The 18,359-nt window shown below is 35.1% G+C and carries 10 protein-coding genes; 4 read left to right on the top strand and 6 right to left on the bottom strand.

What is annotated here, in order from left to right:
* Window positions 1-15 precede the first annotated feature (15 nt).
* Window positions 16-234 (bottom strand): DUF1653 domain-containing protein, encoded by a 219-nt coding sequence (locus GO593_RS13040; RefSeq protein WP_000058246.1) that lies wholly within the window; start codon window positions 232-234, stop codon window positions 16-18.
* A 262-nt stretch (window positions 235-496) separates the two neighbouring features.
* On the opposite strand from GO593_RS13040, the gene ahpF reads away from it, so the two are divergent.
* The gene (ahpF, locus tag GO593_RS13035) at window positions 497-2,062 is read left to right on the top strand and encodes an alkyl hydroperoxide reductase subunit F (RefSeq protein WP_000886807.1); all 1,566 of its coding nucleotides are present in this window, start codon (window positions 497-499) and stop codon (window positions 2,060-2,062) included.
* A gap of 173 nt (window positions 2,063-2,235) precedes the next feature.
* Complete coding sequence (locus tag GO593_RS13030; protein ID WP_001037895.1) at window positions 2,236-2,580, top strand: hypothetical protein; 345 nt, start codon at window positions 2,236-2,238, stop codon at window positions 2,578-2,580.
* Window positions 2,581-2,643: 63 nt separating this feature from the next.
* Here GO593_RS13030 and GO593_RS13025 read toward each other — a convergent pair whose 3' ends face one another.
* Both GO593_RS13025 and GO593_RS13020 read right to left on the bottom strand, forming a co-directional pair.
* Window positions 2,644-3,255 carry a glutathione binding-like protein gene (locus GO593_RS13025; RefSeq protein WP_000781338.1) on the bottom strand — a complete coding sequence of 204 codons (612 nt, stop codon included), beginning with the start codon at window positions 3,253-3,255 and terminating at the stop codon, window positions 2,644-2,646.
* Window positions 3,256-3,462: 207 nt separating this feature from the next.
* A complete protein-coding gene (locus GO593_RS13020) occupies window positions 3,463-5,901 on the bottom strand; it encodes an ExeM/NucH family extracellular endonuclease (RefSeq protein WP_000847219.1) in 2,439 nt (812 codons plus the stop codon).
* 145 nt (window positions 5,902-6,046) lie between these two features.
* On the opposite strand from GO593_RS13020, the gene trmB reads away from it, so the two are divergent.
* Window positions 6,047-6,763, top strand: a complete 717-nt coding sequence (gene trmB / locus GO593_RS13015; protein WP_000020861.1) for a tRNA (guanosine(46)-N7)-methyltransferase TrmB — start codon at window positions 6,047-6,049, stop codon at window positions 6,761-6,763.
* A 126-nt stretch (window positions 6,764-6,889) separates the two neighbouring features.
* On the opposite strand, the gene GO593_RS13010 is transcribed toward trmB, so the two are convergent.
* The 3 genes from GO593_RS13010 to GO593_RS13000 form a co-directional block, all read right to left on the bottom strand.
* Window positions 6,890-15,556 (bottom strand): putative Ig domain-containing protein, encoded by an 8,667-nt coding sequence (locus GO593_RS13010; RefSeq protein WP_002134769.1) that lies wholly within the window; start codon window positions 15,554-15,556, stop codon window positions 6,890-6,892.
* A gap of 197 nt (window positions 15,557-15,753) precedes the next feature.
* On the bottom strand, window positions 15,754-16,740 hold the full coding sequence (locus GO593_RS13005) for a hypothetical protein (RefSeq protein ID WP_000760107.1): 987 nt from the start codon (window positions 16,738-16,740) through the stop codon (window positions 15,754-15,756).
* A complete protein-coding gene (locus tag GO593_RS13000) occupies window positions 16,737-17,510 on the bottom strand; it encodes a hypothetical protein (RefSeq protein WP_000281118.1) in 774 nt (257 codons plus the stop codon). The genes GO593_RS13005 and GO593_RS13000 overlap by 4 nt, the downstream gene beginning before the upstream one ends.
* Window positions 17,511-17,726: 216 nt before the next feature.
* On the opposite strand from GO593_RS13000, the gene GO593_RS12995 reads away from it, so the two are divergent.
* Window positions 17,727-18,353, top strand: a complete 627-nt coding sequence (locus GO593_RS12995) for a glutathione S-transferase family protein (protein WP_000912925.1) — start codon at window positions 17,727-17,729, stop codon at window positions 18,351-18,353.
* Window positions 18,354-18,359: the final 6 nt, after the last annotated feature.

The raw sequence follows: 18,359 nt of genomic DNA, 5'->3' as shown, positions 1-18,359 counted from the left end.
TGACAGCCGTTTTATTTAAGTACTTTGTATTAATTTAAAACGCGGTACGACGCTACCATCACTCATTTGCACGGTTTCAGTAAACATATCAAGTGGTCGAACCCAAGTTGAATAATCACCATATAAACATTGATAAACGACCAATTCCTCTTCAGTTTCACTGTGTTTTGCTACAGAAAAAACTTGATAGAGATTACCTTTATAATGCTGATAAATGCCGCGTTGCAATGACATGAAAGTACCTTTTAATGTTATGACATAAAATCTTTACAGCCATATAACATATATAAATTTTCAAACACTTTCACTTTAAAATACTGCAAAACTAAAAATGAAATTAAGATGCTCTTTCTGTACTTTCTTAACTTACGCGTTGTTGCAAACCAGCATTCAAAAAAACGATTAAATTCATAAAAACATACTGTTTTACCTATTCATTGTTTTAACGTACTATGCATCTATTGAAAGAATTTGGATGCATTGGAGTAAAAAACAGATGTTAGATCAAAACATTAAAACTCAATTAAAAGCTTACCTAGAACGTTTAGAAAGTCCAATCGAATTAGTTGCTGCTTTAGATGAATCAGACAAAGCTGCTCAAATTAAAGAATTAGTAACTGAAATCGCTGAGCTTTCTGACAAGGTAACAGCCCGTTTTGACGGTAACAATACACGTCGTCCAAGCTTTGGTGTGGCTAAAGCAGGTGAACAACCTCGTGTGTTCTTCGCAGGCTTACCAATGGGTCATGAGTTTACGTCTTTGATCTTGGCGCTGTTACAAGTGTCTGGCTATGCACCTAAAGTGTCGGATGAAGTTTTAAATCAGATTAAAGGCTTAAACCTCAAAGCTAACTTTGATGTATTCGTATCGCTTAGCTGTCATAACTGTCCGGACGTGGTACAGGCGCTTAACCTGATTGCTATTTATAATCCGAACACTACAGCAACCATGATTGATGGTGCATTCTTCCAAGACGAAGTGGAACAACGCAAAATCATGGCTGTACCGATGGTATTCCAGGACAATGAGCACATTGGTCAAGGTCGTATGACGCTTGAAGAGATTGTGGCAAAACTTGATACCAATTCAGCTGAAAAAGACGCAGCAGCACTCAATGCCAAAGATGCGTTTGATGTATTGGTGATTGGTGGTGGACCTGCAGGTGCAACAGCTGCAATCTATGCGGCACGTAAAGGCATTAACACAGGTATCGTGGCTGAACGCTTTGGTGGTCAGGTCATGGACACCATGGACATTGAAAACTTCACTTCTGTGCAAAAGACCCAAGGTCCTAAGTTTGCTGCTGAAATGGAAGCACATGTTCGTGAATACGATGTGGATATCATGAACCTGCAACGTGTCAGCAAAATCACTGGTGCAGACCAAACAGCAAATGGCTTGGTTGAAGTTGAACTTGAAAACGGTGCAAAACTTGAATCGAAAACTGTGATCCTTTCAACAGGTGCACGTTGGAGAGAAATGAATGTACCGGGTGAAGCTGAATACCGTACCCGTGGTGTAGCGTACTGTCCACACTGTGATGGTCCATTGTTCAAAGGCAAACGTGTTGCCGTGATTGGTGGCGGTAACTCAGGTGTTGAAGCGGCGATTGACCTTGCAGGTATTGTTGAGCATGTAACTCTGGTTGAGTTTGACACTAAACTTCGTGCTGACCAAGTCTTGCAAAACAAGTTAAATAGCTTGCCAAACACCACAGTGATTATGAATGCGTTAAGTACAGAAGTGTTAGGCGACGGTTCACAAGTAACCGGTCTTAAATATAAAGACCGTGCAACTGATGAAGAGCATGTGGTAGAGCTTGCAGGGATCTTTGTACAGATTGGTTTACTTCCAAACACTGACTTCTTAAAAGACAGTGAGGTTGAGTTAACCAACCGTGGCGAGATCATTGTCAATGACCGCAACGAAACCAATGTAAAAGGTGTATTTGCTGCAGGTGACTGTACCACTGTACCGTACAAGCAGATCATTATTGCTACAGGTGAAGGCGCTAAAGCATCACTCTCTGCGTTTGATTACATCATTCGTTCTGGGCAGTAAAACTGGTCAAATCACTATCATTTGGTTCAAGCCTAGCATTACAAAATGCTAGGCTTTTTTAATACGAGAGTTACAACTTTTTAACAATTTTTGATCTTTATTAATCAGTTACTTTATGTTTATATTTTAGACATCCATAATTTTGGATGCCATGAATTAGAAGGAAAAACACAATGAATAAATTACTTGTTGCTTTAGGTCTTGCTGCGACTGTTGCCCTTGTTGGTTGTAATAAAGATAAAGCTCCAGAAACTGGTGCTACTACAGGTGAACACTTAGAAAATGCTGCTCAACAAGCAACAGCAGATATCAAATCTGCTGGTGATCAAGCTGCGAGCGATATTGCAACTGCAACAGACAACGCTTCAGCTAAAATTGATGCTGCTGCTGACCACGCTGCTGATGCGACTGCTAAAGCTGCAGCTGAAACAGAAGCTACTGCACGTAAAGCGACTGCTGATACAGCTCAAGCTGTTGAAAATGCAGCTGCTGATGTGAAAAAAGATGCTCAACACTAATTCGCTTTAGCATTAAAAAAGCCCCTATTGCTTAGGGGCTTTTTTAATGCTTTTGAAAATTGCTTATGAAATTAAACCTTCATCACGCATTGCAATTTGTACTGACTGACGTTCTGCAACTTTATTACGTAAGGCAATAATATGTTTATATGGCGTTAAATCATGCTCAATTGAGTTTGACCAATTTGTTAAAACAAATAAATACGCATCTGCTGGACCAAAATTATCATTTACCAGATAGTCATAATCCGACTCAGCCAAATAATTATCGATATATTTTAAAAGACGGTCGATTTCAGCATAAGCTTTGGTTTTTTCATCATTTGTTAACGGCGCCCCAAAAAATACCGCGTATGCATCATGCAGTTCAGAATTTAAATAGCCCAACCATTCCAACACTTTCGCACGGCCTAAGCCCGAAGGAGGAATCAAATCTTGTTTAGGGTCATGCTGAGCAAGGAAAGGTAAAATCGCTACGTTTTCAGTTAAAATTAAACCCGGATTAATTTCTAAAGCTGGTACATATCCCTTTGGGTTAATTTCATAATAATCTGCACCTTTTTCTGTTTTATGTGTTTTTAAATTTACTCGTTCTAAATCAAAATCAACATTAATTTCATTTAAAATAATATGTGCAGCTAAAGAACATGCGCCTGGCGAATAATATAATTTCATATCTGATCCTTGTTATCTCACATTAACGTTTTAAATTGGTTCTAAAAAACCTGCAAGGTTTGTACAATTCCTTAATTGTAAAAAAGCGTAAATTTATAAATTACTTACACTACCTAATATTCTTGAAAAAGTTTTCCCTTGCAAGTTGTCTTGCGTGACGATTGTTTAAAATATGATAAAACACATTCACATCACGCATTTTTACCCTTAACTACGTTTAAAAAGCTGGCTAATCCATTCCATTAATTGAGATAAGAAATCGAAAATTGGACTTTTCTGGTTATCATTTGGCTGATTCGAGTCTTTGCCATTTAAATCTAGATCGACAATCACAGGGTCATGGTCTGAAGAACGATAGGCATCTTCACCATAGAACAAGGCTTTTTGCTCATCAGTTTTATATTCTTCGTTGTAATCTAGAACCGTCGGCTCGTCAGCATTAATATGCCAAGCAAAAGTACGAACTACTTTTGGATATAAATCTGCATCAGCAATAGCATGGTCTAAGTTACCCGCTCCACCATTACCATTTGCATCACTTGCCACACCAAAAACATAACTGTACGCCTGAGCGCCTTGCCCAACTTTAGCGTCATTGAGTAAGACTTTATAATTGGCTTTTTCAAATGCCAAAATCGGCGCCTCTTTTGCATAACTATTCATGTCTCCAACGAGTAAAGCATTTTGCTTAGGCACTTGCGTCGGATTTTTTGCTAGCCACTGCACAATTTGATCAACTGCTTTTACACGGGTTGGATTCCAGCATCCCTGACCATCATTTTGATCGGCATCAGAAGAGTTAGCATCTACTCCACTACACCCTTTTGATTTCAAATGGTTTGGAATAACGGTAAATGTTTTATTACCACGGACAGCTTGGAACGTTTGAGCTAAGGTCGTTCTGTTTTTATCACCTAAATCAAGCACAACAGCTTTATTTAAAGGCTTCACACGCTTACTGTTATAGATAATCGCAACAGCAATAACATCATTACCTAAACGATCCAGATTTTCAGGAATAACATATTTCCAGTCTGGACCTAGTGCACTCGTTAAATGAGCAATTGCGCTGTTTGGGCCATAGCCATTGTTGGCAATTTCCATTAAACCGTAAACGTCAGCATCAATCGATTTGAGTGCACTCACAATTTTACGGTGCTGTTTATCAAACTCTGCTTGTGTGTTTGCACCACGCTCTGTTGGGAAACCTGTTGCACCATTGTCATAGTTCAAGACGTTAAATGAAGCTACACGAATATGATTGGCATTTTTCGTAATAATATTTTGACGCGGGTTGGTTTGAGTAATAACTTCTGGTTGCGTACGTCCAAGCACTGGTTGTACGCGCCAACCGTTAAAACGATACTCTAAAATCCCTTCGATATTTTTAAGCTGGTAGCCTGAACGCAATGTATTGGCAGCACTAAAATTTGTAGGTAACCATGGTGTACGGTTTTGATTGTTATAACCATCATCAAAAATAATTTTAGATAATAAATTTTTCTGAGCTAGAGCTTTAGCTTCAGGAGATAGCGCTGGATATAAATTGGTTGGAATATATAAGCGACCTAAACTTAACGATAACTCACCATAACGACCATAATTATAATTCTCACTCACCGTTAAAGTCTGAGGCAATTTCACCAACATGCCTTGATAACGCTGCGGAGAATGGGTTGAACCGCCTGTTAAGCTCGAAAATGGTAGTTCAAGGCTAATTGGCTGAACCTGATTTGCCATATTGCTATTACAGGTTTGAATATCTTGTTGTAATTGGTCAATCTGTAGCTGATTTTGATAGCTCGTTAAACGACCACGTAAAATAACCTCATCACCAATTTGTCCACCTTTCACCGCACTACTATTCGGAATATAAACAAAAATGGCATTGCTTACATTTGCACGTGCTTTCGTATCAGGTGTTTGAACATAAAAACCTGAGAAACCATTTGCATAACGATAGTCGGCAGTAATTACCCCACGCACGGTATAAGTCTGGTTTTGTGCTGATGTTGCTAAATCGGCAATTGGTGTATCTGAGCTTGAACAGCTGACCGTTTCAATAGGAGGCTGAGTAGTAGTACCTGATAGATTTGTAAAATCATTTCGGTTTGCCCATGCTGTCCATGAATGGTCCAAATCAAATGCCGCTGTCGGATCAATACTCAAAGCTGGATTTTCAGTTTCAATACGTTTAAAGCTATTTCCCAAGCTTGAAACAACAGTTCCCCATCCTGCCTCAGGTCGTTCCCCAATACGGCCAAAACGATCTACAGGTGTGCCTTTATAAACAAGCACAACTGCATCATCCCCATTAAAAGACAATGCAGCCACTTGATTTACTTTATTGCCAAGTTCTGTCTGTAATTCTGAACGCCCCACCAAAAATTTTTGTTTACTTGCAAGCGTACCTTGTAAACGGAAGGTAGCTGTTTTCGCAGTTCCACCATTATTAAATTGTTGAATTTCATAATCAGCCAAGTTAACAGTAGTACCATCCGGGTTATAAATTTCTAACCCTTTTTTATTACTGCTACCATCAACATACTGGCTAAACATGAGCTGTGCCTGAGCAACAGAACTATATGAAAATGCACCTAATGCACTTAAAAAAACCGAAAGTATTTTTAATTGAAAAGTTTTCATGAGTAAAAATGTTCATGTGAGTTTTAATTAGCCTCTTAGCTTAAATATTGATCATGACATCTACATGAAGAAAAACACCGAAACATTTGACTTGACCACCTGAAGACTTAAAATACCGCATTTGAATTTCAATATTGCCAAGGTTATGTCGATCGATCAGTTAGAAACGCAAATTGCAGAATTGGACAATTTGCCTGAACACCGTGAAATTGTGACGTTTATGCGTCGTTCAGCCCCACTCAATACGTCTCAACGCACGGCTTTAGAACAACATCGCGATTTAATTTTGGAATATCCCGTGGGTGACTTACGTCAGCACTTTGAGCATCCGGAGCGCCCTTTAACAGTTGAAATCGGTTTCGGTATGGGCCGTTCTTTAGTGCTTATGGCTAAAGCGAACCCTGAACGCAACTATGTGGGTATTGAAGTCCATGTACCAGGCATTGCTCAATGTGTCTATGAAGCAGGTATGGCAGAACTTAAAAATTTACGTGTACTCGATGCTGACGCAATTCAAGTACTACGTGAAATGCCTGACAACAGTATCAACTGCGTACAACTTTACTTCCCGGACCCTTGGCAAAAGAAACGTCATTTCAAACGCCGCTTCGTTATGCATGAACGTATGCAATTGGTTGAACAAAAACTTGAGCTTGGTGGCACATTCCACGCTGCAACAGACTGGGAACCGTATGCTGAGTGGATGTTAGATGTTTTAGACAACCGTCCAAACCTTGAAAACTTGGCTGGTAAAGGCAACAGTTATCCTCGACCAGAATGGCGCCCAGTGACTAAGTTTGAACGCCGTGGTATTGAGTCAGGTCATAAGATTAATGATTTTATCTTTAAGAAGATTAAGTAAAATTTACTACCAGATACAAAAAATGAAGGCATTAAATAACTCATATTTAATGCCTTTTTTAATCTTTAAATAAATGAAAAATTTAAGATAAAGACCAAAAATAATTTGGTCTCATCACTCTAATTTTTAAATAATAATTTGCTGGTTATTGATTAGATCATTTAAATTAACGTTTGTATTATTCAATGTTAACAACAATGAACTACTATACGTCGTTCCTGCACCATCCCTATCGATATACAACTGTGTATTTAAACCACTCACCACCGTTTTTATAAATGGTTCCAAACTAGTAAAGTTATAAATACCAGAATAACCAATTAATAGATCACCGATATCAATTTTATCTGCATTTGTATTGGATGTTGTATTACCAATAGTAAAATCCGACCAAACATCTGTACCATTTCCGCCAAGAGCATCAGATTGAACTAATAATTGATACAGTGCGGTATCGATCCCAGTTCCGCCAGTAAGTTGATCGTTTCCTCCTTGACCATCCAAAATGTCATTACCTGCTCCACCGTTTAACGCATTTACTCCACTATTACCTGTAAGTGTATTATTTAATGTATTACCTGTTGCATTGATGGCTGTTGAACCAGTTAAAGTTAAATTTTCCAAATTACTGCTCAATGTATAAGTAATAGAGCTTAGAACCGTATCTATACCTTCACCAGCATTTTCCGTGACAATGTCACCTGTATTATCAATTACATAAGTATCATTACCTATACCACCAAGTAACTTATCAGCTCCTGCTCCTCCATCCAGATAATCATCACCAACACCTGCTGTTAAAGTATTAATTGCACTATTACCAACAAGTACATTATTGAGCGCATTACCTGTACCATTAATTGCTGTTGATCCAATCAATGTTAGATTTTCGAGATTATTCCCGAGAGTATAAGTAATCGAACTAAGAACAGTATCTATCCCTTCACCGGCATTTTCCGTGACAATGTCACCTGTATTGTCAATAACGTAAGAGTCATTACCTATTCCTCCTAATAATTTATCTGCACCAACTCCACCATTTAGGTAATCATCACCTACGCCACCAGTTAAAGTGTTAATTGCACTATTACCAACAATTACATTATTAAGTGCATTACCTGTACCATTAATTGCTGTAGTACCTGTTAAGGTTAAATTTTCCACATTATTTAATAATGTGTAAGTAACACTACTTTGGACAATATCAGTTCCCTCATTCACACTTTCACTAATGACATCTGCAGTACTATCTACAATATAAGTGTCATCACCTTTACCACCGTACATTGTGTCGTTACCAGTACCACCATTTAAAGTGTCATTACCTGCTTGTCCATAAAGAATATCATTACCAGCTTGTCCAGTTAGGGTGTCATTCCCTGAAGCTCCATATAACGTATCAGCATTGCTTGTTCCATTTATTGTTTGATTTTGAACAACAAATATTAGCTTAAACACATCAGAAACTGATTGGTTAGCTATATCTTTGACTGTGATTTTAATATTTAACGGAACTGTGTTATCAGGGGAAGTACCGCTCAATACTCTCGTAGTTGGGTTGAAACTGAGCCACGATGGTAATGCAGAGCCATCTTCTAAGGTAGCCGAATACGTTAATGTATCGCCATCAGGATCTTTGAATGTTGTTGCAGGAACGGTATAGCTAAATGCTTTAGCATCCGTCACACTTTGATCTGCAATTGCATTCAGCAATGTTGGGGCTTGGTTCGGTAGACTAACTTTTAAATTAAATGAGGTGGCCGTACTGTAACCATACATATCTGTTCCCCAATAAAAGAACGATAAGTTGCCAGTCACATTAGCAGGGGGAGTACCAGATAAAGTTTGTGTCGCAGTATCAAAACTTAACCATGATGGAATAGATTGGTATTGTCCACTACTATCTTTAGTCGTTAAAGTAATTTTATAACTCAAAGAATCCCAGCTATCCTGATCAACAATAATATTATTAGCAAATTTATAGCTAAATTCAGTTCCCTGATTACTTGTAATTAATGGTATAGCTGCATTAACAGTTGGTGCATGGTTTGTTAAGGCTCTATTAACTAATGTGTTAATATCATCAACACCCCAAATCACTCCAGAATCAAAATTAATCTGATCCATCTTATAGGTGGTATTTTCGGTATCTGCAATATAATAATTAGAAAGCCAAATATGATCATTTGTACCTTTAAAACTAAGATATACGCTATCGCCATATTTTTGAGCAGATACATCATTAGCTGAATAACCTTGAATTTTTAATATATTTACAGCATCAATATTATCTTCAAAGCTGTAGGTATCTGTACCACCACCTCGGCTAAAAATATAAGTATCATTTCCGGCTAAACCATCAATATAATTATCTTGCTCATTTCCAACAATGATATTATCAAGATCATTACCAAATCCTGTTTTAGCATTACCTTTTAAAATAAGATTTTCGATGTTATTTTCTAATATTTTATAACTATCTGTTAAAACTGGGTTTCCATTTTCATCTTGACTAATAAAGCGTGCATCTTCCCAACGTTCAAGAGTATCTATACCACCATCAACATCTTCAACAACCTGGTCACCCTCTATAAAGTAAGTATTACCATTCTCATCAGTTTCGATAGTTTCGGTTGTATCAACAACATAATAATCATTACCTAAGCCACCCTGCATATAGTCACTACCTGCACGGCCATCGATATAGTTATTACCTGCATTACCGATAAGCTTGTTATCAGAAGTATTCCCATAAATACTTAAATTTTGACTACCTAACAATGTCACAGCTTCTAAGTAACCTAAACTTAGATCTATATTTTGTGAAATATGAATTGTGTCATAACCGCCATTCGGGTCATTTTCTTCATAAGTATCTTGTTCATCAACAATAAAAGTATCATCACCCGAGCCACCGACAAGATGATCGGTCCCAGCTCCACCATCTAAATAAGCTCCACCATCTCCAGCCTTCAATGTGTCGTTTCCATCTCCTCCATATAAAAACTGTATATTTGATGAAAGAGAATAACTTACAATAATATCATTACCATCATCGCCATATGCTTCAGTTTTTTGATTACCTAAATAAATATAATCATCACCCTCTCCACCATAAACAACATCTTTAATATCATAGATATTACGTGCTAAATTTATATTTAAATAGGGACTATTACTAATTTGATTATTAGACAGAGGGTCATAAGTATAAATTACATCATTACCAGCTCCGCCACTTATTTTGTCAATTGCAAAGACATCAGGTGTAATGATTACATCATCCCCCTCTCCTGCATAAACTTGACTAGATCCTAAACCACTATTTATTTGATCATTACCATTACCTGCATAAATAATATCGCCAGATCCAGTACCACCGACATAATCAGTTAAACCTAAAATAATATCATTAGAAGCAGTATATTCTGAAATAACTTCACCCTGTGAAAGAAAATCACCAAAAGAAAGTTTTGTTTTATTAAAAGCATAGGGATTGAGTTCTAAATTAAATTTAAAACCAGAAATTTCCACATCCATATTTTTCAAATTTTCAATATCATTAGGATTAAAAACTCCACCAATTGAAAACTTATAATCCATATCTTTAAGTTCTTTTTGTGATTGATCTCTAATTAATAGTCGAATTTCACCTAATGAGAAATCATAATAGATACTTGAAATTCTCTCGCTATATTTATTGTAGTTATAATACTTAACTCCATTATAATCACTTAAAAATTCAGATAAAGAGTTTATAAAAGGACTAATAATCATGTTAGCTTTTTCTTGTACATAATTGCTTTCATGGATATCAGAAGCATTATGAATATAAATGCTTCCTTTAAAATCTGAATCAAATATCTTAGTATTTCTTCCATTTACTTGATAGGAGTCATATCCTTCTCCACCATAAAATTCACTGTTATTATTTCCTATTAAATTATCATCTCCCTCTCCTCCATAAAGGAATCCAATATTACCTGGATCAACAATAGCATCATTACCATTGCCTCCATATATATAATCAACACCACTCCCACCATAGATAGCATCGTCACCATTTTTTGAATATACAGTATTATTAAAATAAGGATTACCCACTATAATATCATTTCCATCACTACCATTATGAAGAAAATTTATTTTTTGGCTCAAATCTTCTGGATACCATACAGTATCGCTAAATTGTATTTCTTTTATATTATAATTCAAAATAAAATCAGTAATAGTGACGCTTGAATCAACCCCATAAAATATATTTAAATTATTACCAACAATCTCTAACTTTATATTTTCTGAACTTACAGATAAAAACCTTAATACACTTGCATCTGTATCATTAATTACATTGTTATATCCTAATATATCAAATACATATTCATCTTCTCCATTTCCTCCTTCTAAAATATTATTGCCTTGTCCACCACTTAAAATATCATTACCATCCCCACCATATAAATGATCATCACCATCATTACCATATAGTGAATCTTCCCCCGAACCTCCAATAAGTTGATCATTACCTGTACCTCCTTCAATAAAGTCATTTCCATTGCTAGCTTCCAAGTAATCATCCCCCTCACCACCTTGTAACTGATCATTACCTTCTCCCCCTAGTAACCGATCATTACCTGTACCTCCTATTAATTGGTCATTTCCTTCTCCACTATCAATAACGTCATCACCATTACCACCTTCTAATTGGTCTTCTCCATCACCACCAAAGAGTTGATCGTTTCCTTCTCCACCATAAATAAAGTCATTTTCATAACTACCATCTAACCAGTCATCTCCCTCATCTCCAAATAGCTGATCTGAACCCTCAAGACCTTTAATTATATCGTTGCCTGTACCCCCATAAATCGTATCCCCAATATCTGAGCCACTTATCTGATCATCTCCACCGAGCAGGTGATATTCATCTGCCTGATATTGCCCATTGGAAATAACATTATTTCTAATTTGTTGAATATCGACAAGGTCGCCTAAATCAGAGTTGCGATAAATCAAGTTATCATTATCAATATAACTATTTGTAAAAATTAAATAGAGTCCCTGAATACCATGCCAAGATCCACTCCAAATTTTATAACTTAACCCTGCACGCTCTTTTAAATAAGTATCGAGGTGAATAACATAATCATTTTGAATAGTATTATTTAAAATTAAATTTTCATCGTATATACTTTTACTAAAATGAAGATATTGATTATAACCACCCGTAATATTATTCCCATATTCATCTGTGATAATCCCCCCATCAACTGTTGGTTGAGTTTCATGATCATCAAAGAAAGTTAATTTAAATTGAGGTAAAACAGCATTAGGGTCTTGACTTGTTGTTGGGCTAATAATACTAACGGCATTGTTATACCAATAGATATTTATATTTGAAAGATTGAAACTTCCTTTTAAATAATAGTGATTCTCTCCAGAACTATCTAAAACTTTAACTTCCGAATCTCTTACTTGAATATGATAGATATCATTTCCTTCCCCCCCAGATAATTGATCATTTCCTTCATTACTTATGAAATAATCATCACCTTTACCACCAAAAATGATATCATCTCCAGCACCACCATCTAAAGTATCATTACCATCAAAACCAGATAAACTATCTTTTCCATTACCACCATAAAGCTGATCATCACCATCAAATGCACGGTTATTAATCACATCAGCTACAAGGAAATCATCTCCATCCCCTCCATATATAATATCTGAACCTCCATCACCACGAATATTATCATTCCCAGCATCACCATATAACGTATCATTATTATGATATTGGATATCTATCTGATTACTATCACCATAAATATAATCGTTATCTTTTCCGCCATATATTATATCTCTGCCACCATCTCCAAAAATTGTGTCATTTCCTTCCCCACCGTAAAGCAAGTCGTCTTTATGATATTGAATATGTATACTAGTTTCATCACCCTCTATATAATCTTCACCCTCTCCGCCATATATAGTATCTGAACCTCCTTCTCCCCAAATCAAATCATTTCCATTACCACCACTAACAGTATCATCTCCATGATATTGAACATCTATATTAATGCCATCTCCTGAAATTCTATCTTCGCCATCACCACCATTTATTGTATCATTGCCTCCCTGTCCCCAAATTTCGTCATTTCCGTCGTTACCCTCAATATTATCTTCAGCATGGTATTTACCATCTAACTCACTATTATCACCGAATATTAAATCATTACCATTTCCACCTTGAATTATGTCTTTTCCACCATCACCAACAATTTGATCATTACCATTCCCACCATATAAATAATCATCGCCGTGTATATCCCCAGCTAGATTAGGATGATCTCCTGCGATTTGATCATCATCATCGTCACCATAAATTTCGTCACTTCCTAAATTCCCCCAAATTTGATCTTTTCCAGCCCCCCCATAAACAAGATCATGACCAAAACGACTATAAGTCTTAGGTTCAACCGGCGGAGCTAAGGTATCTATTGAATCATTTAAATCAGCTTGAATAATGTCATCGCCATCACCACCGTAGAGTTCATCGCCCTCTAACCCGCCAGTAAGCTCATCATCCCCTTGCCCACCAATAATTTGATCAGCACCATCGCCACCATATAAGATATCTTTATTTTCTCCCCCATATAAATAATCCTTACCATCCATTCCATAGATAGCATCATCACCCACTGCACCATATAAAAAGTCTGTATCAGATGAACCCAAAATAATGTCATTTCCTATACCACCATAAGCGATATCACTACCAGCATAGCCATGACCGTAATTTAAAGATTCTAAAAGATTATAAATATAATACTTACCATTTTTCCCTGTATAATAAATATTAAAAGAGGGCAGAATCTGTTCTGTAATTTGTCCTATACTATTATTTGTATAATGTGAAAATCTATTATTATCGCCTAAATTAATTTCAAAATTAAAATTTAAAATATTATATTCTTTATCTAAGTCTGTGAGACCTGTATCTGCATCTCCCATTTGATTCAATAATGAATCTTTAACAGCATTTAGTCTGCTTGAAGTCATAATGATATCATTACCAACTCCTCCATAAACCTGATCTCTACCACCACCCGAAAATACAATATTACTATCTTGATCTGAAGTAACTACTCCAGCGTAAATAACATCATTCCCATCACCTGTAGAAATCAGATCATTACCATCACCAGCAATAATTACAGCATCCTCATTGGTTGCATGAATAAAGTCATTTCCTGAAAAACTTGCTACATAACGCTCACCAAAAATAATATTATTACCCTCTGATCCAAAGGCATAAATCGAGGTATCGGATGGTGGAGTACTATTATTCTCTAAATCACCGAAATTAAGTCCTAATGCCCCATTTTTAAAATATTTTATAATAATACTATTGTTGTCATCTTCTTTACTAATGACTACTTTTTGTGTTGTAGCTACCCCATCAAAGTCTTCGACTAAAGCTAGTGAGTATTGTCCGTCAGCACTTTTCCATAGTTTATTATTAATTTTTTCTCCGACTGAAAGAGCTATATCATCTATTTTTATTTGACCATTCCCATCTAGATCATAAATAGAATCTTTTCCAAAATTTCCATTAAAAATATAGGTATCATTACCTTTTTCATCGACTAAATTATCATCACCCTCTCCACCATCTAAAATATCATTCCCCACTCCACCATTCAGGTAGTCATTGTCTTCAGCACCATTTAACGAATCATCATCGCTCCCACCATATAAGGCATCAGAATATTTTGTTCCAGTAATTGAATCATCACCATCACCAGAAACAATAGAAATACCTTTTTGAGTTAATAAACTCTTCGCCAAATTTATAAGGTCAATTAATTGTTCATTTAAATTTAATGAAGAAGGTAAATTGGCTATACTCAATAGAATTGATTTTTGTAAAACTAAATTCGTTAACTCTCCATCGCCCAAATTATCTTGTTTACTTGAGCCGTAAATGATTGCACGTCCAGAATTATCTACATAACTAATAATATCATTTTTAATTAAAGTTTCTAATGCTTCTAAAAGCTTTCCAGCATCTGGAATAGGTATATTATTAGGTAAAGATGATGAATAATCTTTAGCTTCCGTAATTAAACCTTGCAAATAATTTTCTTGTTTTATTAGAGATGGTAAATCACTTTTATCAAGATCAATTTTCTGCAATTTGTCTTTATCATCAAATATTATATTTACAGTCTTTCCTATATGATAGGGATCAATCGCACCTTTTGTAAGTAAGTTCGTTAATTGAGCAACACCGTTACCAGATTTATAATCAAAGTTATCATCTATAGGAATTATCGAAATATTTTTAATTTGAAAAGATCCATCTTTTCCAACAATAAACTGTGCATCTGGATTAATAGTAAAGGACATTGAACCGAACACGTAAGATCTATCAACATAATCATTACTATTTGTATCAAGACCATAATTTAAAACACTAAGCTGAGTTTTTCCATTATTAGGATAATCTTTATAACCAAGCGCATCAAAAAGTTCACTTGTATAATAAACTTTTCCAACTATTAGTTTATCAGCATACTCACCAGCTAAAAATTTTCTTACTGCTGTAACATTGCCTAAACCTACATAACGTCCAGCTCCAGTGGCCATAAATTCTATTGAATTTATATGGACTTCAGTTGCCAAGTTATCACGATCAGAAGAAATAATTTTATCATCAAGTAAATTTTCTGGTTTTTCGCGCTGCCCATATAAATAATAACTGATCATTTCAAACATATTAATAATAGAACTCATACACACCCCTTAACTAAAAATAATCATATTTTAAAAACATTGCTTAAAAAATTAAAAAAAATCAAAAGATCACTTCAACACCCCTACTATAAAAAAATATTTGAATTAAAAAATTAACCTAAAAGTAAAACAAATCATCTATATATTTTATAAAATCAATATTATCAATATACTGTTTAAAACAAATAAATTTTAAATTAATATAGTTTATTTCTTTTTCTTAATGAGATATCTTCACCACTTTGAGTTTCACTAGAGTTAAATACTTGCTCTTCTTCTGAAATAGTGCCACATGCAGTTACCAATATTCTCCTCACAAATGGATATATATCTTTTCTTAGAGAAGCCACACTCATACGTACCCCATATCTTTGGATTTGTTCTGGCTCATTAAGTGCTAAATTTTCATATAACTTCATAATATAAACAGCATCAATATCTTCACCATTAATTTGATTTAAATTCAACTTAGGTTCTTTTGTGCTATATAATTTTTCACCTCCTTTCATTCTTTTCCAATTTCCTACTATTTTTAAATCTGTTGCTTTAATTTCTTTTGAAATTTCTTTATTATCACAACAAAGCTTGTTAAATGAATATGCTTCTATACTATAATTACCATTACTTATTTTTTTTAAACTTGAAAGTGGAAAAATTATTCCACCAGAAGTTATTACAGAATAGTTCATTGGCAAGTTTTTTACATAATCAATATCCACACGATTATCTTTTGTCCATAAACTTTTTAAATTATTCTTATTTTCGCTTAAGTCTTTGCATCTTCTTTTATCTTTCTTACAATCTTTATTATCATAATATTCCTGCATTGTTGCCACTGCCACAATACCCATATTATCTTCGAATGTTTTATCTAATTTTGAAGTACTTATCACTTTAATAACTTTCCCCTTATTATTAAAATTAAATTTAGAAATATACATTGCATTATCATACACATTAAATCCTTCACGACCCTCTCTAATCCAATGTTCCATTTGTATAGCCAAAAAATCTGCTTTTAAATTTATTAACTTTTCTTCATCCGTAAGATATTTATTCTCACTTGTACAAAAGCCTTTTTCTTCATTTTCATTAATTATATATTTTTGATATTTATTATTTAAAAACTTAAATATCAAAAAAAACACAAAAACAGCTAAAAAAAATATTTTATATTTCTTCACTTGCAACCTCTTTTATTTTCAAGTAGTCTATTTGGCCTTATTTTCTCTACTTCATTAAACAAACTAAATGTCTGATTCATATAATTGACAACACCAGATATTTGTTCAATATAATGCATAAGCTCCGGAGTTTTTTCTGCTTGAATTAACTTAACTGATCGTGATGGATCAAAACCATCAAACTGACAGTAAAATAAAGGATCACCACGTTTTAATATTAAATCCTTTGATGTGTCGTGCCATTCAAACGCCCACATTAATGGTCTAGGCCAAATATGAATTGGAAACCGTCCACTAAAAATAGTTCCAGGTAAGGGATTTTTACGATAATGTCCAAATGCATCGAGTTGGGTTAAATACACGACTTCATCAGCTATAAAACAGTAAGGTAATCTAAGTTGAAGAATTGGCACTTGGGGTGTCCGCCATTCATTTTCATTTACCAACGTTAGCAACTCACGTAATTTATTGGCTCGAACAGGTGACTGGTCGCCTAATACATTAACTAAAGTCGGTTTTCCGTTTGCATCTCGGGCGAATCTTAAATGAAAATCAAAAGGACAATTCACCACGAAGTAGCGACTTTCAAGTTGTAATACTGCAGGACAGCGACTCGCTGACTTCGCATGCTTGGTTTCAGATTTTGAACGCATTCGATAAGGTGGTTCATAAAGTAATGCAGACTTATCATCTACCAGAAACCAACCTACCTGGATTACGCCTTCCCCTATGATCTTATCTTGATCATCAATTGTAAAATTAAGATACATTCAGAATTCATATTTTCATTTTCAATACATTATTTTAACACTTACTATACAAAACTGTCTGTATACTTTCACCTCAAAAGAATAATAAATATCAGAAAAATTATGTTCTTATAGCTAGTATTTGTTCTGGTATCTTTTTTATTATTAAATCTTAAAAAATTAAAGAATCTGTATTACATTCAATTTACTTAAACTCACGAAAAGTTAGAAAACAATATGTTAAAAATCTTAGGGCGTGATAATTCTATTAATGTTCGCAAAGTCTTATGGCTATGTGACGAATTAAATCTTACATATGAGAGAGAAGATTGGGGAATAGGTTTCCGCTCCGCTCAATCTCCTGAATTTTTGCAATTAAATCCTAATGGTCAAATTCCAGTGATTTTAGATGGCGACTTAGTCCTTTGGCAGTCGAATAGCATTATACGTTATCTAGCAAATGCTTATGATAAAGACCATATACTCTACCCAACTCAAGCTAAGCAAAGAGCTATTATTGACCAGTGGATTGATTGGCAAGCTATAGAACTGAATAACAGTTGGACTTATGCATTTATGTCGCTCATTCGACATTCAGCCCTTCATCAAGATCCGAATTTGTTACAACAAGGTATTGATCAGTGGAATAAACAGATGCAGATTCTCGATCAACAACTTGCAAAAACTCAAGCCTATGTTGCAGGTACTGAGTTTACCCTAGCCGATATACCAATTGGGCTGTCTGTGCAACGCTGGAAAGCAACTCCTTTTGACCATCCAGCGCTTAAACATGTCGACCAATATTTTGAACGTTTAAATCAGCGTAAAGGCTTTTTAAAATGGGGCAATAACGGTCAACCTTAACCTCTT

The sequence above is a fragment of the Acinetobacter baumannii genome, from assembly GCF_009759685.1.
GTDB lineage: Bacteria > Pseudomonadota > Gammaproteobacteria > Pseudomonadales > Moraxellaceae > Acinetobacter > Acinetobacter baumannii.
This window is presented reverse-complemented; position numbering and strand designations above follow the sequence as displayed.